Origin of the sequence: Shouchella oshimensis (assembly GCF_002019765.1) — a bacterium.
In the GTDB taxonomy this organism is placed as follows: Bacteria; Bacillota; Bacilli; order Bacillales; family Bacillaceae_D; genus Shouchella; species Shouchella oshimensis.
On record NZ_KV917380.1, the window covers coordinates 230,795 to 254,928 of the forward strand.

General features: G+C 40.6%; 22 protein-coding genes. 17 read left to right on the forward strand and 5 right to left on the reverse strand.

Annotated elements, in window-relative coordinates:
- Positions 1 to 5 precede the first annotated feature (5 nt).
- The 6 genes from BK583_RS01110 to BK583_RS01135 all read left to right on the forward strand — a co-directional run bounded on the left by BK583_RS01110 (position 6) and on the right by BK583_RS01135 (position 7,305).
- Positions 6 to 707: a response regulator gene (locus BK583_RS01110; protein WP_055736143.1), complete on the forward strand. Its 702-nt coding sequence runs from the start codon at positions 6 to 8 to the stop codon at positions 705 to 707.
- An 83-nt stretch (positions 708 to 790) separates the two neighbouring features.
- On the forward strand, positions 791 to 2,455 hold the full coding sequence (locus tag BK583_RS01115; RefSeq protein ID WP_055736144.1) for an SLC13 family permease: 1,665 nt from the start codon (positions 791 to 793) through the stop codon (positions 2,453 to 2,455).
- Between the two features lie 276 nt (positions 2,456 to 2,731).
- Positions 2,732 to 3,436 (forward strand): MIP/aquaporin family protein, encoded by a 705-nt coding sequence (locus BK583_RS01120; protein ID WP_055736145.1) that lies wholly within the window; start codon positions 2,732 to 2,734, stop codon positions 3,434 to 3,436.
- Between the two features lie 22 nt (positions 3,437 to 3,458).
- Positions 3,459 to 4,955 carry a glycerol kinase GlpK gene (gene glpK, locus BK583_RS01125; RefSeq protein ID WP_055736146.1) on the forward strand — a complete coding sequence of 499 codons (1,497 nt, stop codon included), beginning with the start codon at positions 3,459 to 3,461 and terminating at the stop codon, positions 4,953 to 4,955.
- A gap of 155 nt (positions 4,956 to 5,110) precedes the next feature.
- A complete protein-coding gene (locus BK583_RS01130; protein WP_055736147.1) occupies positions 5,111 to 6,763 on the forward strand; it encodes a glycerol-3-phosphate dehydrogenase/oxidase in 1,653 nt (550 codons plus the stop codon).
- Positions 6,763 to 7,305: a glycerol-3-phosphate responsive antiterminator gene (locus tag BK583_RS01135; RefSeq protein ID WP_055736148.1), complete on the forward strand. Its 543-nt coding sequence runs from the start codon at positions 6,763 to 6,765 to the stop codon at positions 7,303 to 7,305. The genes BK583_RS01130 and BK583_RS01135 overlap by 1 nt, the downstream gene beginning before the upstream one ends.
- Before the next feature lie 40 nt (positions 7,306 to 7,345).
- Here the strand turns inward: BK583_RS01135 and BK583_RS01140 are convergent, their stop codons facing one another.
- Positions 7,346 to 8,773: an aldehyde dehydrogenase family protein gene (locus BK583_RS01140; protein ID WP_055736149.1), complete on the reverse strand. Its 1,428-nt coding sequence runs from the start codon at positions 8,771 to 8,773 to the stop codon at positions 7,346 to 7,348.
- Positions 8,774 to 9,043: 270 nt separating this feature from the next.
- On the opposite strand from BK583_RS01140, the gene BK583_RS01145 reads away from it, so the two are divergent.
- From BK583_RS01145 to BK583_RS01165, 5 genes are all read left to right on the forward strand, one after another.
- A complete protein-coding gene (locus BK583_RS01145; protein WP_055736150.1) occupies positions 9,044 to 10,207 on the forward strand; it encodes an MFS transporter in 1,164 nt (387 codons plus the stop codon).
- Between the two features lie 74 nt (positions 10,208 to 10,281).
- The gene (locus BK583_RS01150; protein ID WP_078439984.1) at positions 10,282 to 11,247 is read left to right on the forward strand and encodes a YncE family protein; all 966 of its coding nucleotides are present in this window, start codon (positions 10,282 to 10,284) and stop codon (positions 11,245 to 11,247) included.
- On the forward strand, positions 11,244 to 11,927 hold the full coding sequence (locus BK583_RS01155; RefSeq protein ID WP_055736152.1) for a response regulator transcription factor: 684 nt from the start codon (positions 11,244 to 11,246) through the stop codon (positions 11,925 to 11,927). Before BK583_RS01150 ends, BK583_RS01155 begins: the two co-directional genes overlap by 4 nt.
- Entirely contained in the window at positions 11,924 to 13,318 is a 1,395-nt protein-coding gene (locus BK583_RS01160) for a sensor histidine kinase (protein ID WP_055736153.1), read from the forward strand. The genes BK583_RS01155 and BK583_RS01160 overlap by 4 nt, the downstream gene beginning before the upstream one ends.
- 80 nt (positions 13,319 to 13,398) lie before the next feature.
- A complete protein-coding gene (locus BK583_RS01165; protein WP_055736154.1) occupies positions 13,399 to 13,788 on the forward strand; it encodes a hypothetical protein in 390 nt (129 codons plus the stop codon).
- 88 nt (positions 13,789 to 13,876) lie between these two features.
- Here the strand turns inward: BK583_RS01165 and BK583_RS01170 are convergent, their stop codons facing one another.
- Positions 13,877 to 14,146: a 4a-hydroxytetrahydrobiopterin dehydratase gene (locus BK583_RS01170; protein WP_236702388.1), complete on the reverse strand. Its 270-nt coding sequence runs from the start codon at positions 14,144 to 14,146 to the stop codon at positions 13,877 to 13,879.
- 173 nt (positions 14,147 to 14,319) lie between these two features.
- Here BK583_RS01170 and brnQ point away from each other — a divergent pair, with 173 nt between their 5' ends.
- From brnQ to BK583_RS01190, 4 genes are all read left to right on the forward strand, one after another.
- Positions 14,320 to 15,663 (forward strand): branched-chain amino acid transport system II carrier protein, encoded by a 1,344-nt coding sequence (gene brnQ, locus BK583_RS01175; protein WP_371836647.1) that lies wholly within the window; start codon positions 14,320 to 14,322, stop codon positions 15,661 to 15,663.
- Positions 15,660 to 15,974 (forward strand): CHY zinc finger protein, encoded by a 315-nt coding sequence (locus BK583_RS01180; RefSeq protein ID WP_236702389.1) that lies wholly within the window; start codon positions 15,660 to 15,662, stop codon positions 15,972 to 15,974. Before brnQ ends, BK583_RS01180 begins: the two co-directional genes overlap by 4 nt.
- Before the next feature lie 73 nt (positions 15,975 to 16,047).
- Positions 16,048 to 16,980, forward strand: coding sequence for a nucleoside hydrolase (locus BK583_RS01185; protein WP_055736157.1), 933 nt, complete (start codon positions 16,048 to 16,050; stop codon positions 16,978 to 16,980).
- A 116-nt stretch (positions 16,981 to 17,096) separates the two neighbouring features.
- Positions 17,097 to 17,642: a GNAT family N-acetyltransferase gene (locus BK583_RS01190; RefSeq protein WP_055736158.1), complete on the forward strand. Its 546-nt coding sequence runs from the start codon at positions 17,097 to 17,099 to the stop codon at positions 17,640 to 17,642.
- 16 nt (positions 17,643 to 17,658) lie between these two features.
- On the opposite strand, the gene BK583_RS01195 is transcribed toward BK583_RS01190, so the two are convergent.
- Entirely contained in the window at positions 17,659 to 18,288 is a 630-nt protein-coding gene (locus BK583_RS01195) for an NUDIX hydrolase (RefSeq protein ID WP_055736159.1), read from the reverse strand.
- Between the two features lie 83 nt (positions 18,289 to 18,371).
- Here BK583_RS01195 and BK583_RS01200 point away from each other — a divergent pair, with 83 nt between their 5' ends.
- Both BK583_RS01200 and BK583_RS01205 read left to right on the forward strand, forming a co-directional pair.
- The gene (locus tag BK583_RS01200; RefSeq protein WP_055736160.1) at positions 18,372 to 19,052 is read left to right on the forward strand and encodes an ATP-binding cassette domain-containing protein; all 681 of its coding nucleotides are present in this window, start codon (positions 18,372 to 18,374) and stop codon (positions 19,050 to 19,052) included.
- An 8-nt stretch (positions 19,053 to 19,060) separates the two neighbouring features.
- Positions 19,061 to 21,073, forward strand: coding sequence for a hypothetical protein (locus BK583_RS01205; RefSeq protein WP_139366144.1), 2,013 nt, complete (start codon positions 19,061 to 19,063; stop codon positions 21,071 to 21,073).
- A 35-nt stretch (positions 21,074 to 21,108) separates the two neighbouring features.
- Here BK583_RS01205 and ribD read toward each other — a convergent pair whose 3' ends face one another.
- Positions 21,109 to 22,212: a bifunctional diaminohydroxyphosphoribosylaminopyrimidine deaminase/5-amino-6-(5-phosphoribosylamino)uracil reductase RibD gene (gene ribD / locus BK583_RS01210; RefSeq protein ID WP_055736162.1), complete on the reverse strand. Its 1,104-nt coding sequence runs from the start codon at positions 22,210 to 22,212 to the stop codon at positions 21,109 to 21,111.
- Positions 22,213 to 22,225: 13 nt separating this feature from the next.
- Positions 22,226 to 23,089 (reverse strand): oxidoreductase, encoded by an 864-nt coding sequence (locus BK583_RS01215; protein ID WP_055736163.1) that lies wholly within the window; start codon positions 23,087 to 23,089, stop codon positions 22,226 to 22,228.
- Positions 23,090 to 24,134 lie beyond the last annotated feature (1,045 nt).

The following is a 24,134-nucleotide window of genomic DNA, read 5'->3' on the forward strand; positions in this document are numbered from 1 at the left end:
ACAAGTTGATTCGTGTTGCAATGATTGAAGATGAAGAACAAATTGCTTATTTCCATAGTCTTTTTCTGAAAAAAGTAGAAGGGTTTACGTTGGTAGCTCAGGCACGAACGTTCGAAGAAGGTTTACAACAAGTGAAAGAACAGAAGCCCGATCTATTGTTGCTTGATGTGTATATAGGTGACAGGAATGGATTAGATATTTTAAAGCAAGTGCGCCTAGAGGAAAGAAATGTTGACGTGATTCTTATTACATCCGCTAATGATGCGTATACAGTTCAAACAGGCTACCGTTTTGGTGTTATTGATTATCTCGTAAAGCCCTTTACGTTTGCGCGTTTTAAAGAAGCCCTTGATCGCTATCGATTTATGAAACAAGAAACAGAGCAGCCATCATTTGTTCAACAAGAAATAGATAATTTTCTCCAACGAAATGAAACAAACCAAATCGTAGAAAAAGTACATATGCCAAAAGGCATCACAGAAGTAACGGCGACTCGAGTCTTAGAAGCGCTAGATGATACGAAATGGCAAACAGCAGCCGAATTAGAGGAGCGTACCACCATTTCTCATGTTTCACTCCGAAAATATCTACGTTACTTTCATGAACAAGGGTTTATTGAAAAAGATCTTGTCTATTTAACTCATGGAAGACCATACAATCGCTACCGTATTTTGGAAGCAGGTAAGGCGTTTCGATTAAAAAGTTGATTTCGTTTAATTAAAAAAACTAGACCATTCCCCCATGTTCATGAAAAAATAAGTAAACGCTTTCAAAGGATGGAGGAATGACTATGAGACTTGTATGGGATCGATTATGGCAACAGTCTGAACGAACGAAAGACCTTTTAAATATCTTCTCCTATGCAAACAAAGGCTCTGCTGCTTTGCGAAAAGAAGCAGCTGAACATAAAGAAATGAGAGAACGCAAGAACGCAACTCCTGAAAATAATCATAAAAAGAAGCCTTATTCTAGGGCGCAACTAATTGGTCTATTGCTTGGACCATTACTGTTTGCCTTAACCATGTTGTTTTTTGAACCAGCAGGATTATCTGCTGATGGGCAAAGAGTGTTAGCAGTTACCCTTTGGATTGCAACATGGTGGATGACTGAAGCAATTCCAATCCCAGCTACTTCGTTAATGCCGCTTATCTTACTACCGATAACTGGGGCAATGGAAGGTTCTGATGTCGCGTCTTCTTATGGTAATGACATCATTTTCTTATTTTTAGGTGGTTTCTTTATCGCAACGGCGATGGAAAAATGGGATTTACACAAACGAGTGGCATTGTTTATTATTTCTGTCATTGGGACAAGTACTCAACGAATTCTGTTAGGTTTCATGATTGCGACAGGTTTTCTCTCAATGTGGGTATCTAACACAGCTGCTGTTATGATGATGATACCAATGGCACTCGCTATTACTGCTCAAGTAGCAGCGGCATTGAAAGAAGATCAACATAAACGTGACTTACCTAAGTTTGAAAAATCACTATTATTTGGTGTAGGGTATGCGGGTACAATTGGTGGGCTTGGTACATTAATTGGGACACCGCCTAATATCATTCTTGCTGCGCAGCTCGACACTATTTTTGGAATGTCGATTGGTTTTGGCACATGGATGCTCTTTGCCGTACCAGTTGTCATCTTACTTCTTTTATTCACATGGTTTTATCTCGGGACAGTTAGTTTTAAAACGAGTATTAAGACACTGCCAGGTGGGAAAGCGCTTATTGCTCAAGAGAGACAAAAGCTTGGCAAAACTGCTTATGAAGAAAAAATTGTTGGTGGAGTCTTCTTATTTGCCGCATTTATGTGGATTTCTCGAGAATTTTTATGGTCTGGCGATGAGGCGCTACTTGTTCAGCTTCCTGGAGTTTCAGATGGGATGATTGCCATTATTGCAACGATGCTTTTATTCTTAATCCCTGCAAAAGCTTCTTCTCGTATCTTGGATTGGAGTGATTCTAAAGAAATTCCTTGGGGCGTGCTTCTTTTATTTGGTGGAGGGCTAGCGATTGCTTCAGGGTTCCAATCAAGTGGCCTTTCTAGTTGGTTGGGTGATCAATTAACGATTTTAGACGGTCTTCATATGCTCCTTATTATTGGTGGGGCGACGCTATTAATCATGATGCTAACAGAGATTACATCAAATACGGCAACAGCAACCATGATTCTACCTGTTGTGGCGGCACTTGCAGTCGCTCTTGATATTCATCCTTTTGCGCTTATGATTCCATGTGCAATGGCAGCAAACTGTGCGTTTATGTTACCAGTTGGAACACCGCCAAATGCCATTATTTTTGGGACAGGGAAACTAAAGATTAGTGATATGGTACGAGCTGGCTTTTGGCTGAACGTTTTTGCTACAGCCATTATTGTCCTAGCGGTATATCTCTTAGTTCCACTTGTAATGGGTGTAGATTTGTCAACATTCCCAACTGAATTTCTTAATTAACCTTTTTATAGGAGATGCAGAAGAGTTTTAATCGCTGCATCTCTTTTTTTGATGCTGATTAAAAAGGGAAAAATTGTTTATATGTAGAAAGAATAGGGAAAGAACCATTGAATCCGTTTACAAATAAGCTTGTTCATACTATAATGGCACCATGTTAATAGAAGTGGCTGATGAGTGTATGAGAACAGCTTTTTTTGCGGAACGTAACAGGTCTGTGAAAAAGGCTGTTCTTTTTTGTGTATACGCACTCAGATGAAGTAGAGGAGGAACAAAAAAATGGCTGAAGTCATTGCCGAATTTGTAGGAACAATGATACTCATTATATTTGGTGCAGGTGTTATTGCAGCAGTTAACTTAAAAGAATCAAAAGCTGAGGGTGCCGGATGGTTAACGATTGCCATAGGCTGGGGCTTTGCAGTAGCGTTAGGCGTATACGTTTCAGGAACAATAAGTGAAGCGCACCTAAATCCTGCGGTAACCATTGGATTCGCGGCAATTGGAGAGTTTCCGTGGAGCCAGGTTCCTGGCTATATTATTGGACAATTACTTGGTGCTATTGCTGGGGCAGTCGTCATCTTTCTACATTACTACCCGCATTGGAAAAAAACAGACGATCCGGGTGCAAAATTTAGTGTATTCGCGACAGCACCTGCCATTAAGCATACACCATCGAATTTCGGCTCCGAACTAATTGGAACCGCTGTATTAGTATTTGGATTACTGGCAATCGGTGCAAATACATTCAGTGAGGGCTTAAACCCTCTTGTCGTTGGTGTACTAATTATTGCTATCGGGCTTTCTCTTGGGGGACCTACAGGGTATGCGATTAATCCAGCCCGTGATCTCGGACCGAGGATTGCCCACGCTTTGTTACCTATTCATAAAAAAGGACCGTCTGATTGGGCATACGCTTGGGTTCCTATTTTAGGTCCAATTACAGGTGGTGTCATTGGTGCATTCGCCTATACAATGATATTTTAAAAAGAGATGAGGAGGAATGAAGATGAAGAAACAATACATTTTAGCAATTGACCAAGGTACAACAAGTTCGAGGGCCATTTTATTTGATGAAAAGGGGGAGATGCTGCAAACAGCTCAGCGGGAGTTTAAGCAGTATTTTCCTAAGCCAGGCTGGGTAGAACATAATGCTAATGAGATTTGGACGTCCGTCTTAGCAGTTATTGCTGAAATTTTCTCTGAATCGGATGTAAAACCTGGCGATATTTCAGGTATCGGCATTACAAATCAGCGTGAAACAACGGTTGTATGGGATAAGGCCACTGGGAAGCCTGTATACAATGCGTTAGTATGGCAGTCAAGACAAACCGCAGGCATTTGTAAAGATTTACGAGATGCTGGACATAATGAACTGTTTAGAAAGAAAACAGGGCTCCTGATTGATCCTTATTTCTCAGGCACAAAAGTAAAATGGATTTTTGACAATGTGGACGGTGTGAAGGAAAGAGCGGCAAAAGGAGAGCTTCTCTTCGGAACAATTGACTCTTGGTTAATCTGGAAGTTGAGTGGAGGAAAGGCACACGTTACCGACTATACGAATGCCGCACGGACCCTTATGTACAATATACATGAGTTAAAATGGGATGATGAATTATTAGAGATTCTAGACATACCAAAAAGTGTTTTACCAGAAGTACGCTCTTCTTCTGAAGTATATGCTGAAACGGTAGATTATCATTTCTTCGGTGAAAATATTCCGATTGCAGGAGTAGCAGGAGACCAGCACGCAGCTCTCTTTGGACAGGCTTGTTTCGAAGAAGGCATGGTTAAGAATACGTATGGTACGGGTTGCTTTATTCTAATGAATACAGGCGAAAAAGCAGTGGAATCAAAGAATGGTTTGTTAACGACCCTTGCATGGGGAATCGATGGCAAAGTGGAGTATGCCCTTGAAGGAAGTATCTTCGTAGCAGGGTCAGCCATTCAGTGGCTTCGTGATGGTATTCAGCTTATCGAACATTCACCACAAAGTGAAGAGCTCGCTACACGCATTACATCATCAGACGGTGTGTATTTAGTTCCCGCATTTGTTGGCTTAGGCACACCATACTGGGACAGTGAAGCTAGAGGAGCGATGTTTGGGTTAACTCGTGGAACCGAGCGGTCACATATTGTTCGCGCTACCCTTGAATCCCTTGCATACCAAACGAAAGACGTTATGACAGCAATGGAAAGCGATGCTGGAATTGAATCGAAGAAACTGCGTGCAGATGGTGGTGCAGTAGCGAACAACTTCCTTATGCAGTTTCAAAGCGATTTACTTGATGCACCAGTAGAAATCCCTTCTGTTACAGAAACAACGGCATTAGGAGCTGCATACCTTGCAGGACTAGCAGTCGGCGTTTGGGAAAGTAAGGAAGATATCGCGAAACAATGGAAGATGGATCGTTCATTCAGCCCTGATATGAAAGAGAAAGAACGAGATGCATTATACAGTGGTTGGAAAAAAGCGGTTGATGCAACAATGACATTCAAACCGTAACCCTTTACGAATGAAAAAAAAAGGCGTACACTAAGAGTAACAAGTTAATGATAAAATCTTTGAGACGATGAGGGGATTACAGCACTTAAGTAGGCGAACTGCCTACTTAAGAATGTTGTGGTCCCCTCTTTTTTATTTTCTTAGGAGGGAAAACCATGCCATTTTCAACAGTTACTAGAACAAACACACTTCAAAGCATGCAAGGGCAACAGCTAGATTTACTGGTCATCGGTGGGGGAATTACAGGTACAGGAATTGCACTAGATGCACAAACAAGAGGGTTAAGTACAGGATTAATCGAGATGCAGGATTTTGCTGCAGGAACATCGAGTCGCTCTACGAAATTAATACATGGTGGCTTACGCTATTTAAAACAATTCGAAATTAAGCTAGTTGCAGAAGTTGGGAAAGAGCGGGCAATTGTTTATGAAAATGCGCCCCATGTAACAGAGCCTGTTCGAATGATGCTTCCTTTCTATAAGGGAGGAACGTTTAACGCTTTTACAACGTCGCTAGGATTATCTGTATATGATCGCTTAGCCGGAGTGAAGAAAGACGAACGTCGGACGATGATGAACGCGAAAGAAGCATTAAAGAAAGAAAGTATTTTAGCAAGTGAAGGGCTCAAAGGTGCTGGAATGTACGTTGAATACCGTACAGATGATGCTCGTTTAACAATGGAAGTAGCCAAAAGTGCTGCAGAGCGCGGTGCAAAACTCATTAACTATGTGAAAGCCGATTCGTTTCTTTACGAAAATGGAAAGCTAGTTGGTGTTCAAGCCACAGATCGTTTGACAGGTGAAAGCGTAAAAATATATGCAAGAAAAATTATTAACGCAACAGGACCTTGGGTAGATACTTTACGAGAACAAGATCGTTCGAGAGAAGGGAAATCCATTCATCATACAAAAGGTGTTCACTTAGTTCTCTCAAAAGAGCGCTTGCCTTTAAATCGTGCTGTATATTTTGATACACCTTTTGGTGATGGAAGAATGATGTTCGCCATTCCTAGAGGGAAGAAAGTGTATGTAGGAACAACAGATACGAACTTCAAAGGCGATCAAACAGAGCCAGGTGTGACAATTGATGACGTTAATTATATTCTTGATGCTACGAACCAATTGTTCCCAGGCTATCATTTAACGAAGACAGACGTTGAATCAAGCTGGTCTGGAATTCGCCCGCTTATCCATGAAGATGGTAAAGATCCATCCGAGATTTCGAGAAAAGATGAGATTTTCCATTCGAAAAGCGGTCTGATGACCATTGCAGGAGGGAAGCTTACAGGCTATCGAAAAATGGCTGATACGATTGTCTCTATCGCTGCTGAAGAACTTTCTAAAGAAACTGGAAAGAGCTATCCAAGCTGTCAGACTAAGGAAATGGCTTTATCAGGCGGGCATGTTGGTGGTTCAGCGAAATATGAAGCCTTCAAACAAAAGACGATTCGAGACGGAGTAGAAAAAGGCTTAACCCAAGACGAAGCCCAAGAAATTGCAGAACGCTACGGTTCTAATGCACCAGCAGTGTTTTCCTATCTACAAGAGGACAATCACTACGACTTGCCTAAGGCTCTTTATGCGATGCTTCGTTATGGAATAGAGCAAGAAATGACCGTAACAGCCGTTGATTTCTTGATGAGACGGGTTTCGTATCTGCTATTTGACATCGATCAAGTAGATGCGTATAAAGATCGTATTTTAAATGCGATGAGCGATTTGCTACAATGGTCAGAAGAAGAGAAACTTCGCTATAGTAAAGAACTAAATGAACAAGTAAATCTAGTTACATTGAGGGGCTTACAGTAATGTTTGATGGTCAACAATTATTACCTGCAGTAAACAATATGAAAGATTTTGAGCGCGTGATGAAAGAAGAAAGGACTTACTTTGTTGTCCTTGATGTACATCTGTCGCTGTTGGCAAAAATGAAAAAGCTTTCGAAAGAAGCAGGGAAAAAGATGCTTCTACATGCTGACCTCGTGCAAGGTTTAAAGAGTGATCGGTATGCTGCAGAGTTTATTTGTCAGACCATTCGTCCTACAGGTGTCATTTCAACTAGAGCAAATATGCTAAAGACCGCAAAAAAAAATAACATTTTGGCGATCCAACGTATTTTTTTACTTGATACGATGGCGTTGAAAACAAGTTATCAGCAAGTGGAAGAAGTAAAGCCTGACGTTCTTGAGGTGTTACCTGGTGTCTTGCCAGACTATATCAAAAAAGTTCGACAAGAAACGGGGATAGACGTTATTGCAGGAGGGTTAATTACAACTGCAGACGACATCGAAACCGCGCTTCAAGCTGGGGCAAGAGCTGTTACAACATCAAGAAAAGAATTATGGATTTAATGAAAAGCAGGCGCATAGAAGTGCGCCTGCTTTTTTTTGTTTAGGACGGCATACCGAGTACAGCTTTCACTTCAAGATACTCTTCAATACCAAATTCGCCCCACTCACGTCCAATACCGGATTGTTTGTAACCGCCAAATGGAGCGTTAAAGTCTGTCTGTGCATTGTTTATCGTAATTTGACCTGCACGGATCCGAGAGGCCACATAGCGTAACTTATCTGGATCTTGTCCAAAGACATAGCCTGCTAAGCCGTAGACAGTATCATTGGCAATATCAATGGCGTGGTCAACATCGTTGTAATAAATAATGGATAAGACTGGCCCGAAGATTTCTTCTTGTGCAATAACCATGTTATTTGAAACGTCTGAGAAGACAGTGGGCTTTGCAAAATAACCGGTATCTAATCCATCAGGCTTTCCAGTACCTCCTACTAATACGGTTGCACCTTCGTCGATTCCTTTTTGAATGTAAGATTGAACCGTATCCCACTGACCTTTTGAAACAAGTGGTCCAGCTGTATGACCTTCTTCTTTTGGGTTCCCCATTGAGAAGGAAGCAACTGTATCTTTCATCGCTTTTTCAAATGCGTCTTGTTTTGCTTTGGGAACGAGAATACGTGTGGCAGCCGTACACACTTGCCCAGTATTAAAGAACATATGTGAAGCGGCTGTCTTAGCAGCATCAATCATATCTGCATCTTCTAAAATAACAAGTGGCGACTTGCCACCTAATTCAAGGGCAACCTTCTTAATGGTTTTAGAGGCGTTTTGCATGATCTTCTCACCTACAGCCCCAGAGCCAGTGAAAGATACAAAATCTATATCCGGGTGCGAGCTAATCGCATCTCCTACTACATCACCAGTGCCGTTAACGAGGTTAAAGGCGCCTTTTGGAACACCTGCTTCATGAATAATATCAGCAAGCATCATTGCGGCATAGGGTGTTTTCTCAGCTGGTTTCAATACGACAGGACTACCTGCTGCAATGGCACCTGCAATTTTTGTAGCTGTTTGATTTGTTGGGAAGTTCCACGGTGTGATTAACCCGCTTATACCAATGCTTTCTTTTACAAGTGTATGACCGTCCTTTTCTTCTGAAAACGAAAAGGTTTCTAACGCTTCTGCCGCTTGGTTAAAATGAGCTAGGCCCATTTTAAAATGAACGTCTTCAGAAACCGAAAGTGGTGCACCGAGTTCTTCAGTCATAACATGAATAAGCTCTTTGCTTCGCTTTTTGTAACCTTCAGCAATTGCTTTTAGCCATTGAATTCGTTCGTCTTTTGTAGAGGTTGAAAACGATGGAAATGCTTGTTTTGCCGCAGAAACGGCTTTATCGACATCTTCTTTAGTACCTGCAGAAACGTGACCGATTACTTCTTCTGTTGCAGGGTTGATAACGTCAATGGTGTTAGAATCAGTTGAATCAATCCATTCACCGTTAATGAAATGTTGAGTTTGGTTACGCATGAGAATCGCTCCTTCACATTAAGCTAGTCAGTTTTTGGAAAAAGACCCTACAGTTTTGTACCCTCTTAAGAAACAATAAAACATGATCGTAACCGACCATATTTTAAGAAGGAAAACTTTTATTGTATTTGTATAAGCATTTTTTCTGTAAAATGGTAGAAGCAAAAAAGTTCCTGAACCGATAGAAAAAAGCGCTATAAACTTGACGAGTCAAAAGATTTTTACGTATTCTTTGCAAAGAGAGAAAAAGAAAATGAGGCAGGAGAGACTATGCGTACGTTTTATTATTTGCTCGCTTTAACTTTGGCTGCATTAAATTTGCGACCAGCCATTACATCGATTTCACCTTTATTAGAATCCATTCAAGATTCACTCGGAATGAGCGGAGCAACAGCAAGCTTATTAACAACATTGCCTGTTTTATGTATGGGGATTTTTTCGCCTTTTGCAGCTGTTATTAGTAAGAAAATTGGGTTAGAAAGAGCTATTTTTGTTTCCTTAATTTTTATTACGGTGGCAACCTTAATGCGTGGTGTTGTTGGCTCTGTCGTGCTGCTTGTCGTAACAGCTTTCTTAGCTGGGATCGGTATTGGTTTAGCTGGCCCACTTCTTTCAGGATTTATAAAGCAACACTTTCCTACAAAACCGGGATTTGTAAGCGTCTATTCTGTATCCCTTGTTATCGGTGCAGGAATTGCCACTGGCTTTGCTGTTCCAGTGTACGATGGCTTTTCAGGGAACTGGCAGCTGGCGCTAGCTGTTTGGGGTGCTTTAGGCGTAATAGCACTACTAGCGTGGATTGGCTTAATACAAAAGCGACCAACTGCCCTGAAGACAACCAACGCAGCATTACCATTTAGAGATAAACGCGCACTCTTGATTACGCTATTCTTTGGGTTTATGGCAACGGTTTTCTATACTGTAACAGCGTGGGCGGCACCGATTGTCATCAGTTTTGGCTATTCTACGGCAATGGCGGCAGCAGGGGTGACGGTTTTTCAATTTATTCAAATTCCTGTTTCTCTGGTGCTACCGAGCATTGTTTCAAAGTATGGGTATATTACCCCAGCTCTTATCGGGTGTAGTGCGATTGAATTAGTCGGTGTCATCTGTTTGCTTGTTGGTGTTCACCCTTTACTTGCGTTAGGTCTTATCGGATTTGGTGCAGGGGGGCTGTTTCCGCTAGCTCTGATGATTCCCATTATTGAAACGGACACAGCTGATAAAGCAAGTGCATTATCGGCGCTAAATCAAGGTGGAGGTTATATTTTTGCTGCCTTAGGACCGTTGGCGGTTGGAACCCTCTTTGACGTATTTGGAACGTTTAAACCGGCTTTATATGTATTACTCGTCGTTATTATGAGCATGGGAGTCGTTCAGTATCTTCTCGGTAGGCCGGCGAAAGTAGAGGAAGTGAAGAACAAGCTCGGGTAGAGGTTTCTCTATAGTTCGTATAGATTTCACATTTATATGCTATACTGATGCGGAAAAAAGGAGGGAGAAAAGGGTTGCTACGTTTCATGACAATTGCTGCCATCATGATGACTTTTCTTTCTGCTTGCCAGAGTGAACAAGTAGATATTCCTCAAAAAAGCGGTTCCTATTACATCGTTTCACATGTTAAAGAACCTACGCTTGCTTTTGTTAACAAGGAGGATTTAGAAGTAGAAAAAATGGCAGCACTACCATCCGTTTGGGAGCAGTTGATCGCAATCAATGATACAGAATTTGTCTTTTTGTCAAACGAGTCTCGCCTGCTTTCACATTTTTCATTAGAAACTGGAAAGGTTTCACCTATAGTAGAGTTCGATGAGGCAGTCAGTGATGTGTTGTATGATGCTGAGACGAACTCTTTAGTCATAGCTTACGCCACAATAAACAAAGTAGAATGGCGGACGTTGGAAGGTGAAGCAATAGAGCATAGGGATCTAGCATGCTCAGCTACAGAATTAATGATTGAAGGAAACACATTGTTTGCTCTATGTACAGATGATAACTTAATCGTTACGGTCGATAGGGAATCATTAGATATGAGAGAGACATTTTCTGTATTGGATCGTGCGTCAGGTATGTATGTAGAAGACAAGAATTTATGGATTGGCGGTCATGGACCAACAGGTAAATTAAATCATCAAATTGACCGTTACCATGTTCAAACAGGTGAAAAGATAGGTACGATTGATATTGGTTTAATGCCTATCGCCATTGATGGAGATGGTCGTAATGGAACGATTTATGCCATAGCGCACGGCAATGATCACCTTTATAAGATTGATGCCGAGTCGGATGAAGTAGTAGCCACTTCAGACGTTGGTCATAATCCTAGTTATATTCATGTAGATGATAAGGTTATCATTGTTAGTAATTTTGATAGTCATTCGTTGTCTTTTCTATCAAGTGAGACGTTGGAAAAGCGATCAGAGGTGAAAGTCGGTGCAGGTCCATATGTCATTGTGTCAGGGGAGATAAAATGAGTAGAGAACCAATCATCCTTATTGTGGATGATGAGCCAGACTTAGTAAAGCTTGTATCGACGTATGTTAAAAAAGAAGGGTACCAATCGTTAGAAGCAGGGAACGGAACAGAAGCTCTACGCCTCCTTAAACAACATCACGTTGAACTCGTTATCCTTGATATTATGATGGAAGGAATAGACGGTTTTGAAGTCTGCAAGGCTATACGACAACAATATGCAGTACCTGTTATCATGCTCACGGCTCGAAGTCACGAAGAAGACAAGGTGCGAGCATTAAAGCTCGGTGCAGATGATTATATGGAAAAGCCCTTCAGTCCAAGGGAACTAATGGCTAGAGTAGAAGCAACACTGCGACGCTCCAATCAAATGAATGATCAGCCAAATCGTCTAGTCTTTCATGATCTACAGATTGATCGTGGTGCAAGAATGGTATTTGTAGGCACCCATGAAGTACCGTTAACAAGAAGAGAGTTTGATCTACTCGTGTATTTGGCTGAACATAAAAATCGCTCGTTCACGCGAGAACAACTGTTTACACAAATTTGGAGTGATCTTAGTACAAGCTCTTTGCGAACCGTCGATACCCATATTAAGACGTTACGCCTTAAGTTAGGAGAGAACGGAAAAAAAGTTCAAACCGTTTGGGGAATAGGCTATAAGTTTGGAGAGGTTGAATGAAGTCCATTTCGATCAAGAAGAAGGTCTGGACGGGTATAGGGTTAACAGTTCTTGCGGTTATGGTTCTATCAAGTCTGTTGATCTTTTTTCTATATGAACGGCTATATGTGGATCAGCAAATAAACCAATTCGAACGTGAGGGACAAGCGCTAGCGGCTCTCTATAAGGATGAAGGATTGACTGAAGGATTTTATGAGTTTCTGCATTGGTCAGAGGAAACATCAGATGCTCGTTATGTTGTAACAGAAGATCCGATGGAGCTTGCAGGAGGTGCACCGTTTGAAGATGGTTTTGGTGAAGAGCTGATTTCATTTGATGAGAGGCAAGTGTTATTGCAAGGGCAATCGGTTTATGTGAGGCGAGAGCACCCTCGGTTCCAACAAGAGTTAATTGGTGTAGCCATTCCATTTATAGGGGAAGAAGGCCGCCTAGAGGGAGCTGTGTTCATTTCTCAACCACTCACCGACTTATATGAGTTATTTTCAAACGTGGCATGGTGGCTTATTCTCATTGTCACATTAGCAGGTGGCTTTATTTTATTTATGGGTAGTCGCCTTACAAAACAGCTTGTTGGCCCACTGTTAAAAATGAAACAAGTTGCGGAAAAGATGGAGTCAGGTGATTTTTCTGCACGTATTCAGCTCGTTCGGTCTGAAGATGAGTTTGTGCTGTTAGCAAATTCGATTAACCAATTAGCTTACTCTTTGGATCAGGTGGAATCAAATCGTCGAGTGTTTTTAGCAAATGTTGCCCATGAGCTTCGCACACCCCTTAGCTATATGATTGGCTATATGGAGGGGATGGAAGAAGGGGTCATTGATAAGAAAAAGGGACTAACGGTGCTCACTCAAGAAGCCAATCGACTGAATCGATTAGTCACGGACTTACTTGATCTTGCCCAACTGGAGGGAGATGGCGATACACTGGATAGGCATCCGCTTGTGTTTGCTGAGTTAATTCGAGAAGCCGTTGACACCGTTCTCATTCGGGCGGATGAGAAGTGTATACCGATTCAACTAGATTTAGATGAAGCAAGTATTGTGGTAGCAGATCGTGATCGAATGAAGCAAGTATTTATAAACGTATTAACAAACGCAATCGCATATAGTGATTGCGGTCATGCTATTACAATTACCTTAACCGTAGAGGATGGAAGAGCAAAAGTAGTTGTAAAAGACAGGGGATTTGGTATTCCAGAAAAAGATGTCGCTAAAGTAACAGAACGTTTTTTCAGGGTAAAGAGAGGAAGAAGCCGTACAGATGGGGGCACTGGATTAGGGCTATCCATTGTTCAAGAAATTATTGCCAAACACAACGGTACATTTCAACTAGATTCAATCGAAAACGAAGGAACAACAATCGTCCTTACTTTAGCAGAGTATGACGAATAATGAGCTAGGCTTTATTCCATTTGTGATGTTCACAAAATTGTCCGAGTAGCCCTATGGCAAATAGGGAAGGAGGCTACGTAATGAACCATTCAAAGCTATTGTTAATTGTGTCGTCTTTATTTGGTCTATGGGGTGTAATGATGGGGGCACATATGGCAGGAGGCGGGTCTTATGCGTTATCTGCTATTCACGCCCATGTTCTTGTTTTAGGCTGGTTAACCCTTTTTGCTTGGAGTGTCTTTCATAAGCTCTATAAGCCGAAGCAAAGGCTGCTAGCTAGTTTGCAAACGTGGACAGGCATAATTGGTGCTATTCTTCTTACAGTCGGTATGTGGCTGTATACGAATGAACCGTTTGCTCTCCCCCCTGCGCTTCAGCTTGGGCTTTATATTGGTGGAGGTATGACCGTGGTTGTTAGCTTCATACTTTTCGCCGTACTAGCGTTTTTATCAAGTTCAAAAGAAGAATAGGGTAATAAAAAAAGCTGTCCTCTCCTATTTATAGGATGAGGACAGTTCTTTGTTGATAGCTAGATTGTGTGTGCCAAAACCATTGCTACTAATGGGAGTAGAATTGATCGCAGGCCTTTGCCGCATCAAGATCTTTTTGTGTAAGCTTGCCTTTATCGACCGTTGTCCATTTAATGGTAATCGTCGTATGGTCAATAATGATATAGGGGTGGTGTTGAGCTCCTTCAGAATAAGCAGAAACATTTTGGACGAAATCAATTCCGGCTAAGAAGTCATCAAAAGTAAAATGTCTGATTAACGTTTCTCCTTCAACCGTCCAGTGTTCTAATTTCTCGGCTTCTTTTATTAACTGACCCAAAGTCATTCCTCCTAAAAAAGTATGTCTTTCTTTATACCTGTTTTAGTCACATACTAACCATTTGTTTTGAAGGAAGATTTTACATGAAAATTATATGGACATAATTTGACAATATGTGATACAATTCTCAAATGACATAATTAGTCAGATAATTTAAACAGAGAGGTGACATGATGAACCAATTAAGTGGTATATCAAACAAACAAACACTTTATATTGGGTTGATGCTCTTTTCACTTTTCTTTGGTGCAGGTAATCTTATCTTCCCACCAGAGCTTGGTCAGAGTGCTGGATCAAATGCATGGCCAGCGATTATTGGTTTCTTAATATCAGGTGTAGGTTTACCTATACTCGGTGTTATGGCAATTACGTACGTAGGAAGTGATGACGCTGAAGGACTAGGGCGTAGAGTTCATCCCTATTTTGCGATAGGATTTACAGCTTTAACTTTTCTAACAATTGGTCCATTCTTTGCTGTACCTCGTACAGGAACGGTGTCTTATGAAATTGGTATCCTTCCATTTATTGAAAGAAGTGAGAGCCTTAATGCATCGAGCCCATTATGGTTGTTTCTTTTCTCACTTGCGTACTTTGCAGTTGTATTTTATTTATCACTAAATCCAAGGAAATTTGTAGATCGAATCGGTAAAATTATTACGCCGTTTTTATTACTCGTTATAGCTATTTTACTTGTGACGGTATTATTTAATCCTTTAGGAACGTATCTTGAGCCTGTTGACTCATCTTTCAGTGATTATCCATTTTTCCGTGGAATTACGGAAGGTTATCTAACAATGGATACCATTGCGGCAGTCGTGTTCGGAATTATTGTCGTAAAAGCAATAAAAGATTTTGGCGTGACGGATCAGCGAATTGTTAAGCGAACAGCATGGAAAGCGGGATTGATTGCTGCTATCTGTTTAGGTACTGTTTATGCCGGTTTGGGTTATCTAGGTGCCGTTAGTGCTTCGGCTATTTCAGCTGATTCAGGAGCAGGAATCCTTGCAAGTGTTTCATTTGAATACTTCGGCTTAGGCGGCAATATTTTATTAGGGCTAATTATTTTAGCAGCGTGTATTCCGACTGCAACGGGCTTAATATCATCTTGCTCTATCTATTTTAACAAGCTCTTTCCTCGCTTTTCATACAAAGCGTTTGTTATTATTTTTACACTCTTTAGCTTAGGTATATCAAACTTTGGCTTGAGTACAATTATATCTTTCTCCATTCCTGTACTCGTGTTTATTTATCCAATTGCTATTGTACTTATTCTATTAGCATTCCTTGAGCCGTTGTTTAAAAGAAGACGCATTGTGTACCAGATGACCATTTTATTTACGGCTATTGTCTCTATTAACGAAGGCGTAACAGCTGCAAATGAATCATGGAACTTCTTAAGCGCAGTTCCTCTACCTTTTAATGATATTGGTTTTGCATGGGCATTGCCTGCATTCATTGGCTTTGTTATTGGTCTTCTCTTAAGCCCAGTATTTAAAGGAAGCGAGCCTAAAGCTTGACGATCGTAAAGGGAAGAATGGTTGATACAGAGACGCGCTGTGTCCACTATTCGAAGGCGGTTGATGTCGTAGCCATTCAGTTCGAATGTTGCCGTAATTTTTATCCATGCTACAAATGCCATGATGAAGCGGTCGATCATGAACGAACCCAGTGGCCAAAAGCAGCATTTGATAAACCCGTCATTCTGTGTGGGGTTTGTAAGCAGCTGTTAACGATCCATCAATACTTGAAAGCCTCACAATGTCCGCATTGTGAGGTGGCTTTTAACCCGAATTGTGTATGGCATAATCATCTCTATTTTGACTGTTAAGGGATAAGGAACAAGTATGTTTTGGTACTGCTTCTCATAAAATGGTGTAGGACATTGAGAGAGGGGCAGGTACATGAAGCACTATGTGTTGTTATTCTGTGATCCAGGAATAGATGATGCAATGGCTATTATGTTAGCCATCATGCACCCACAGATTGAATTAGTTGGTATTGTCACTAGCTATGGAAATGTTACAAAAAAACAGTCAACCATAAATGCAGAATACATTTTAAAAGTAGCAGGGATGTCTCATATACCAGTGATCCCTGCTGCTTTTCGTTCTTTTTCAGCGTTTGAAGAAGTGTCTTACCCTGAAATCCATGGGGTAGCAGGACTCGGATCGATCGTGCCTGAACATCATTTCCCAGGAAATCGCTTAGGTTTCGATACCATTCGCTCTATTCTAACGACTTATAATCGACAGCTAACAATAATCGAGTTAGGAAGAATGACGGCATTGGCAAGTGCTTTTAATTTATATGAAAACGAGTTTTCTCAGGTGAAAAATGTCTTTATTATGGGTGGGGCTTTCTTCATTCCTGGTAATCGCACACCTGTAGCTGAAGCAAATGTGTACGGTGATTCTGTCAGTGCTCGGTTTATATTTCGATTTCTGCAAACGACTATTGCACCGTTAAATGTTACATCACAAGCGATAATCACTCCTCCTCTCATTCAACGCTTAACCAGTCACCCTACTTTTGGGAGCACCATTCAAGCCATTCTTTCTGTATACATAAAGTACTATCAAGAAAAACACCCTCAACTCTCTGGACCCCCTATTCACGACATTGTTCCTCTACTCATTATGGTAAATCCCTCTCTAGCTACTTATGTATCTCGTAATATTGAAGTGATTACTACGGGAGAAGCAACTGGTATGACAGTTATTGATTTAAGACCGGATAGTCCCATTGGACAACAAAAAATCGCGTGGACGATTAATCAAAAACAACTGCTACATGATTACGAGAAAGCGATGTTCGGTTTCTATGCAGGCGGATAAAACATTGGTATACTTACGTTATAACTGAGACGGAAGGGTGATGTTTATGAAAACGTATGTAACGTATTTGTATATAACAGAAAAAAGACACTATTATAGTAAAAGGAGTTTTGTGATTGATCAAAGGAAACAGAATCGAATTAAGACCTGCATCGAAGAAAGACTTCATAAGGCAAGTTGAGTGGAGAAATGATGAAAACACTGCTCGTTTAGCTGCGGGGTCGTATGCTGCCCTCTACGGTCATGTGACAATGGAAGAAGTAGAGGCGCTCTATGATAAACGAGTCGTAAAAGAAAGGAAAACGGAAAATATTTTTGCTATTTATATAGCTGAAACCAATACGCATATTGGAAACTGTGATTATCGAGATGTTAATCCTATTGCAAGAAGTGCTGAGGTAGGTATTTCAATAGGTGTTGAGGGTGAGCGTGGCAAAGGTTATGGAACGGAGGCGTTGCAAGCGCTCGTCCAATTTTTGTTTGAAGATTTAAATTTGCAGCGTGTTCAGCTAGATACATGGAGTGGAAATGATGCAGCGATACGGACGTACCAAAAGTGTGGTTTTAAAATAGAAGGAAGATTAAGAAGAGCGGAGTGTGTGAAAGGCGTTTATTATGATCAGCTTATTATGGGTTGTTTGCGAGAGGATCGAGAGCGATAAGGCTCTCGACTCCTTTTTAGGCATGACGCTGTAGCGCGTCTTCTAATGCAATAACTGTTTGCTTTAAGTAAGAGAGGGAATGGGGGACAAGATCATTTAGTGTGATTTCTAACTCTAGAGCGATGCGCTGATTCCCCTCTTCTTTATAGCCTGAGGCAACCATTGAGTTGGACAAGCCAAAGCATACCTTTTTGAATTGATAAAAAGGGACAGCTACCATTCCAGCTACTTCTTCTTTTTGTAGTGTAAACGACTCTATCAATTTGGATGTGAAATGAACGTAAGAAGAAGCGATTTCGTTATCGAGAAATGATTCTGTATGAATTTTATCGAGAAATTGACCGATAAAGTAGATGTCTTCTGATGATAGTGTTACACCGAGTTCCTCCTCGACTTCTCGTAAACCGTCTAGTGTGGTTTCGGTAGATATTAAGTGACCAGCAGCTGTTATATCGAACAAATTCGGAAAATCTTTTTTGGTCGGGCTTCTAAGCTGCAAGTAAATAAGTGGTTCTTGTATTTTGTCATTTATCATCCACAGATGGAATGTTTCGTGCCATAACCCGTTCTGGTGAATTTGGTCTCGATGGGTCGAACCGAGAGGTTTTTTCGCATGAGTAAAGTACAAAATTTTTTCATTATTCATGATTAATCCTCTTTTCTGTACAGTAGCTAGATTTAGTATAGCATAAGAACTAATGAAGGATCATGTAAGAGAGGAGCATGTGTTTGCAGTATGTCCAGGTTAAACAGTTATCAGTAAATGAACGGATTATTTATAGAAAGAGACGGATTTTAGATAACATTAGCTTTTCCATTCGCCATGGTGAGGCGATTGGACTCTTTGTAGAAAATCGGCAAGAAAGAGAATGGCTGATGGATCTTTTATTAGGAATGAAAAAACCTAATCGTGGTGAAGTTATAATCGGTCAGCATACGATCACAAATGTAAATGAAGAAGAAGCAGCTCGTATACGCAGAGAGGAAGTTGCCTTTGTATCAAGTCGAACACTATTAATGACAGAAGCAACGGTTGAAGCGAATTTACAGGTGAATAAGTGGCTAAATAAAAAGGCTTATGCAAATAAAGCGCATTTAAGACAATTACTTATCTACTTTGAGGCTGAATCTCTTTGTCATAAATACGTGAAAGACCTTGACTCTCGTGAAAAGGAACTTGTACGACTTATTCGTGCTCTTTGGATGAGCCCTTATCTAATCCTAATGGAAGAGCCAGAAGATGCTCGTACGCTAAAAAAACTTATTCAGTATACGTGGTCAATGCAAATTACATTTCTATTTACAACTTCTCAACTAAAAAAAGCAGAGCTGGCTCACGGCATGTTGTCTATAAAGGGCGGAGTATTAGAGGATCATTCGCGCCTAGAACGAGGAAGGGTGCAAGAGTAGGAATGAAGATGATTTATTTTTTAATGGGCAATCGCACAGCTTTTCAGACAAAGAAAGGATTTCGGTTGTTTTTAGTTTACATACTATTGCTTATAGCGTTACTTACGTCGTTGTTTTTTAGTTTGCAAGTTGCCATTCATGCAAATAAGGTTAACCAGCTATCAAGTGATGGAGGGAACTTAGGCCTTTATTCAATTCAGTCTAAAGTCGATTTAAGTAAGTCAGAAATTGACCGATTCATGGATTTAGATTCCGTTTACCAACCATATGTGAAAAGTAAGCCAGAAGCGTATACATATGAGGGAGCAACGGTAATCGTCCAAAGGAATAGTGAACCTTATTTTCATGAAAATGGGACGACTCTTCTGATTGGAGAGTGGCCACAGAATGAACATGAATGGGTTATTAATAGCTATCAATTTTATGCGATCGATGACGATTTTTCACTTGGTGACCAACTTACATTTGAGTCTAGCACAGGCGATCGAAAGGATATTACGATTACAGGTGTATATGAAGAGCTGCAAGCTTATCAAGCATCTTATTCAGCGCTAACCGTTGGAGAGGTAGAGGAAGGCTATATTGCTGGATTAGTAGAAATGGATTCGGTTTCAACTGTTTCTTCTGATTTGAAGGAGACTTTTGACATCACCATACAACGCCAACCGGTTTATCAAAATCCACCTGTTGAGAAGCTTTCGGAGGGTAGTACCATCATCGTGTTTTATAGTCTACTCCTCTTATTGAATATGATCATCCTAGCATGGCTAGCCGTGCAACTTCTGTCATTGTTTGATTTTCGTGCTGGATTGTCAACGGCCACGTACTATGGCTTGTCGCCGAAGAAAACAACATTTGCTTGTATCGTATTGTTTAGTATCGTTGCCATGCTTTTAGTCAGCATCAGTTATTTTATAGCTTATATCGCCTTCCAGTATGTTGGCGAGAGATGGAGCCACGTAATAGGTGTTTCAATCTTCTATCGTCAAGACCATGTAAATAATCAAATGCATATACCTATTGATTACACCTATATGATCATTGCCAGTATCCTTCTTAAAATATGGTTCATTCTTGTTTTCTTTGCAAGTAAACAAATGAATAGAACAACAACCCTCATTGTTTCAAGTTTAGTTGGGCTTATTTGTTTAGCTTTAACGATGCCTTTCATTCAATCTGTAGTGGACTATAACCAATTTCACAGAGAGAATGAAGTCGGTGATGATATTTATGATTATTATTTAGAAAAACAACCGTATACAAGCGCTCATTTATTAGATAAAAGAGCCATCGATCAGTTTGATGATTTAACAAATGCATTGGATCGTGACGGTGTTTCCGCTCTTCATTTAAGGGGGCTTCAAGATTGGTTTGTAAATGGACTAGAAGATGAACAAGATCTGTTTTTCGCATCGCAAGTTTTAGCCGTTGATGACGATGAATGGTTAACCTTTTTAAAGCAATTAGGCATGGAGGAATTAGCCTCCTCACAACAAGCTGGTGCACCTCCCATTATTCATTTTCCATGGAAAGAGTCAGCAGATTTTAGTTACCGGGAGCCCGTTTATCTCGAAGGAATGGAAGTAGCACTCCAGCAAATAAACTATAAAAATGATGGCAGCTTTGAGTTTGTAACAGATGACGAAACGCTAACATTTCGTGCCTATAGTGTAGAACAAGAGCATTTTTTTACCTATGAAACGTTTATACTGCCTCAATCTTATGTTGGTGAAACAAAGGTAGACGAGCAATTGTTCATGCCAGTCTATTTAATCCCGACTGACTTATCCATTAACGAATTTGAATACGAATTGTTCACGAACTATTTAAACGAGTATCCGTTGCTTAGGTTTATTGAAAATGGGCATCACGCCACATGGTTTGTTGAAACAGAGCGAACAAGCTTTAGGTTGCTGATGATACAGGTTGTCCCGATTGTACTTGTACTAACAATGATTCTGTTTTCGTTAGGCGCACCTTTGCTTAAGAAAATAAAAGCGAAAAAACAATGGAGTTCTTAAAAGAGAAAACCTAAATGTAGCCATTTAAAGCGCATTTAGGTTTTTTTATTTTCATATTGAGGATAAGCAACAATCTTTAGGTCAGGTCCTATAACGGAGCTTTCTGCCCACTTCAGTGGAATCGCCTGATCCATTGTTTCGATACCGATTCCTTCAAAAAAGCTTCGTGCATCTCGTCCACCAATAAGTTTTGGCGCGATATAAATAATACATTTCTGTACGTGTTGCTGCTCTAGAAAAGCAGCATTTAATGTGCCACCAGCTTCTAGAAGCGTTGAGGTGATGCCTTTTGAGAATAACGTAGCAAGCATCTCATCTACATCGACCTTCTCCTGATTCGTTGTGTAAAAGATGTGTACACCTTTCTCTTTTAATGCGGCTTCTTTGGCTCTATGAGCTGGTGCAGCAGAGGTAAAGAGATAGATAGGGGCTTCCCCATCATTGACTACGTTACAGTCTAACGGTATACGCATTTGCGAATCAACGATAATGCGAACCGGGTTTCTCCCATTAGGAATACGAGCCGTTAATGAGGGGTTGTCTTTTAAGACGGTCTCAATGCCGACAATAATACCTTGATGTTCACTTCGAAGTCGATGTACATCTTCCCGTGCAGGAGGGGATGTAATCCATTTGCTGTGAGTCGTTTTCGTAGCAATTTTCCCGTCAAGGGAGACAGCAGCTTTTAACGTCACGAACGGTCTTTTTTGAACGATAGCAAAGTTAAATACTTCATTTAATTGTGTAGCATCTTCTTCTAATAAGCCAACTTCGACTAAAACGCCAGCATCTTTGAGACGTTTTATTCCGTTACCAGCTACTTTAGGGTTGGGATCAAGTGAAGCGACTACGACTTTCTTTACACCGGCTTTCACTAAAGCATCTGCGCAAGGACCTGTTTTGCCTGTGTGTGAGCATGGTTCGAGGGTAACATAAGCTGTTGAACCTTTTGCATGCTCTCCCGCCATTTGAAGCGCATGAATTTCTGCATGTGGCCCTCCTTCTTTTAAATGAGAACCTATTCCAACCACTCGACTTTCTTTTACAAGTACGCAGCCGACAATAGGGTTTGCCCCTGTTTGACCTAGCATGGCTTTTGCATTTTCAAGGGCTAGCTTCATATACATTTGATCAGACATAAGTAAACACTCCTTACGATAAATAATAGATGCCGGTTCGTTTTTCTGAAAGCGACCATAAAGACCCCGCTTGGTGTTTATTAAAAATAGTATCCCCAGTTGTTTGAGGTTTAGGTTTTCCGTACCATTCCCTATAGCCACTAGGCCCAATCCATTCTCCACCGTTAAGCATGGCATTTGTGGCAGCATAACATGTCGATGCAGCGCCTTGTTCAGCTGATTGAACAAGATAGGGTAAAATGCTGCGAATCAACCAATGGGCTTTCTTGCCTGAGCCTTTGGAGAGCAAGTTTGAATAAGCTAGCCCAGGGTGGCAAGCGACACTAATAGTGGATTTTTGATGTACTTTTAAACGTCGATCCAGCTCTCGAGCAAATAAAAAGTTGGCAAGCTTACTCTGTCGGTAAAAGGTCATTGGATTGTAACCGTAGTCTCCATTGTAATTAGCAAACTGAATCGTTCCTTTAATGGCAGCGATACTTGTGATCGTCACAATACGGGATGAAGGAGTAGAAGTTAAGAGTGGCAAAAGGTACCCGGTCAATGCGAAGTGACCAAGATGATTCGTACCAAACTGTCTTTCAAAACCGTCTACTGTAAGCTCATATGGTGGATTCATAACCCCTGCATTATTGATAAGTAAATCCAATCTTGAAAATGGTACGCTTTCTGAAAAGGCTTGAATGGAAGAAAGGTTCCCTAAATCGAGGAAAGAAAAAGAGACAGCTCCATAAGAGCGGAGAAGTCTAACGGTGGCTTCCCCTTTTTCTTTATTTCGACTGGCAATGATTACCCGATAGTTGCTCGCTAGTAAAAACTTGGCTGTTTCAAAGCCAATTCCGCTTGTTGCACCGGTAATAAGCGCTGTATGCTTCATATCATTTGCTCCTTTAAGCAATCACTGTCTCCATACTACACTAATCTTATGAGGGTTTGCCAAAAAGAAGGTTGCTAAAGACGTTAGGGGCCATTGGAGGAGGTAGCCGTGTATAGTGCTTTGGCGTGTTAAAAACAAAAAAAGCGAGCAGCGATAAGGATCACTGCCCGTTCATATTGGTTACCCAAGAGTTCCCACGATGCTAGAAACCGATTCAAAAAGTTGTGTAAGTACGTCTGTGAGCATTTGATCCACCTCCAGTTTGAAAATAAGGAAAAAAGAATTAGCCAAGAGTGCCGATAATGCTAGAAACTGATTCAAAAGCTTGTACGAGAATATCTGTAAACATAAGGTCCACCTCCAGTTTGAAAATAAGGAAAAAGAAAATTAACCAAGAGTACCGATAATGCTAGAAACTGATTCAAAAGCTTGAACAAGAATATCTGTAAACATAAGATCCACCTCCAGTTTGAAAATAAGGAAAAAGAGAATTACCCAAGAGTGCCGATAATGCTAGAAACTGATTCAAAAGCTTGAACGAGAATATCTGTAAACATAAGATCCACCTCCAGTTTGAAAATAAGGAAAAAGAGAATTACCCAAGAGTGCCGATAATGCTAGAAACTGATTCAAAAGCTTGAACAAGAATATCTGTAAACATAAGGTCCACCTCCAGTTTGAAAATAAGGAAAAAGAGAATTAGCCAAGAGTGCCGATAATGCTAGAAACTGATTCAAAAGCTTGAACAAGAATATCTGTAAACATAAAATCCACCTCCAGTTTGAAAATAAGAAAAAAAGAATTAGCCAAGAGTGCCGATAATGCTAGAAACTGATTCAAAAGCTTGTACGAGAATATCTGTAAACATGACAGAACCTCCTTTTAAAAAGCTTTATTGTTTTTACTTACCTAGCTAACGCAGGAGAGATCACATTGGATCACTTTTTTTTATAATTTTTTTAAAAAATGGTTTAAAATGATGGCCGAGCACATCCGTTGCACTTGTTTACTGATGGGTATATCGTATAAAAAAGAAGGGGTGAAT

Excerpts from the sequence above, each read along its gene's own strand:
- BK583_RS01115 (WP_055736144.1), top strand. The coding sequence starts at position 791 with ATGAGACTTGTATGGGATCGATTATGGCAACAGTCTGAACGAACGAAA.
- BK583_RS01120 (WP_055736145.1), top strand. The coding sequence starts at position 2,732 with ATGGCTGAAGTCATTGCCGAATTTGTAGGAACAATGATACTCATTATA.
- glpK (WP_055736146.1), top strand. The coding sequence starts at position 3,459 with ATGAAGAAACAATACATTTTAGCAATTGACCAAGGTACAACAAGTTCG.
- BK583_RS01130 (WP_055736147.1), top strand. The coding sequence starts at position 5,111 with ATGCCATTTTCAACAGTTACTAGAACAAACACACTTCAAAGCATGCAA.
- BK583_RS01135 (WP_055736148.1), top strand. The coding sequence starts at position 6,763 with ATGTTTGATGGTCAACAATTATTACCTGCAGTAAACAATATGAAAGAT.
- BK583_RS01140 (WP_055736149.1), bottom strand. The coding sequence starts at position 8,773 with ATGCGTAACCAAACTCAACATTTCATTAACGGTGAATGGATTGATTCA.
- BK583_RS01145 (WP_055736150.1), top strand. The coding sequence starts at position 9,044 with ATGCGTACGTTTTATTATTTGCTCGCTTTAACTTTGGCTGCATTAAAT.
- BK583_RS01155 (WP_055736152.1), top strand. The coding sequence starts at position 11,244 with ATGAGTAGAGAACCAATCATCCTTATTGTGGATGATGAGCCAGACTTA.
- BK583_RS01160 (WP_055736153.1), top strand. The coding sequence starts at position 11,924 with ATGAAGTCCATTTCGATCAAGAAGAAGGTCTGGACGGGTATAGGGTTA.
- BK583_RS01165 (WP_055736154.1), top strand. The coding sequence starts at position 13,399 with ATGAACCATTCAAAGCTATTGTTAATTGTGTCGTCTTTATTTGGTCTA.
- brnQ (WP_371836647.1), top strand. The coding sequence starts at position 14,320 with ATGAACCAATTAAGTGGTATATCAAACAAACAAACACTTTATATTGGG.
- BK583_RS01185 (WP_055736157.1), top strand. The coding sequence starts at position 16,048 with ATGAAGCACTATGTGTTGTTATTCTGTGATCCAGGAATAGATGATGCA.
- BK583_RS01195 (WP_055736159.1), bottom strand. The coding sequence starts at position 18,288 with ATGAATAATGAAAAAATTTTGTACTTTACTCATGCGAAAAAACCTCTC.
- BK583_RS01205 (WP_139366144.1), top strand. The coding sequence starts at position 19,061 with ATGATTTATTTTTTAATGGGCAATCGCACAGCTTTTCAGACAAAGAAA.
- ribD (WP_055736162.1), bottom strand. The coding sequence starts at position 22,212 with ATGTCTGATCAAATGTATATGAAGCTAGCCCTTGAAAATGCAAAAGCC.
- BK583_RS01215 (WP_055736163.1), bottom strand. The coding sequence starts at position 23,089 with ATGAAGCATACAGCGCTTATTACCGGTGCAACAAGCGGAATTGGCTTT.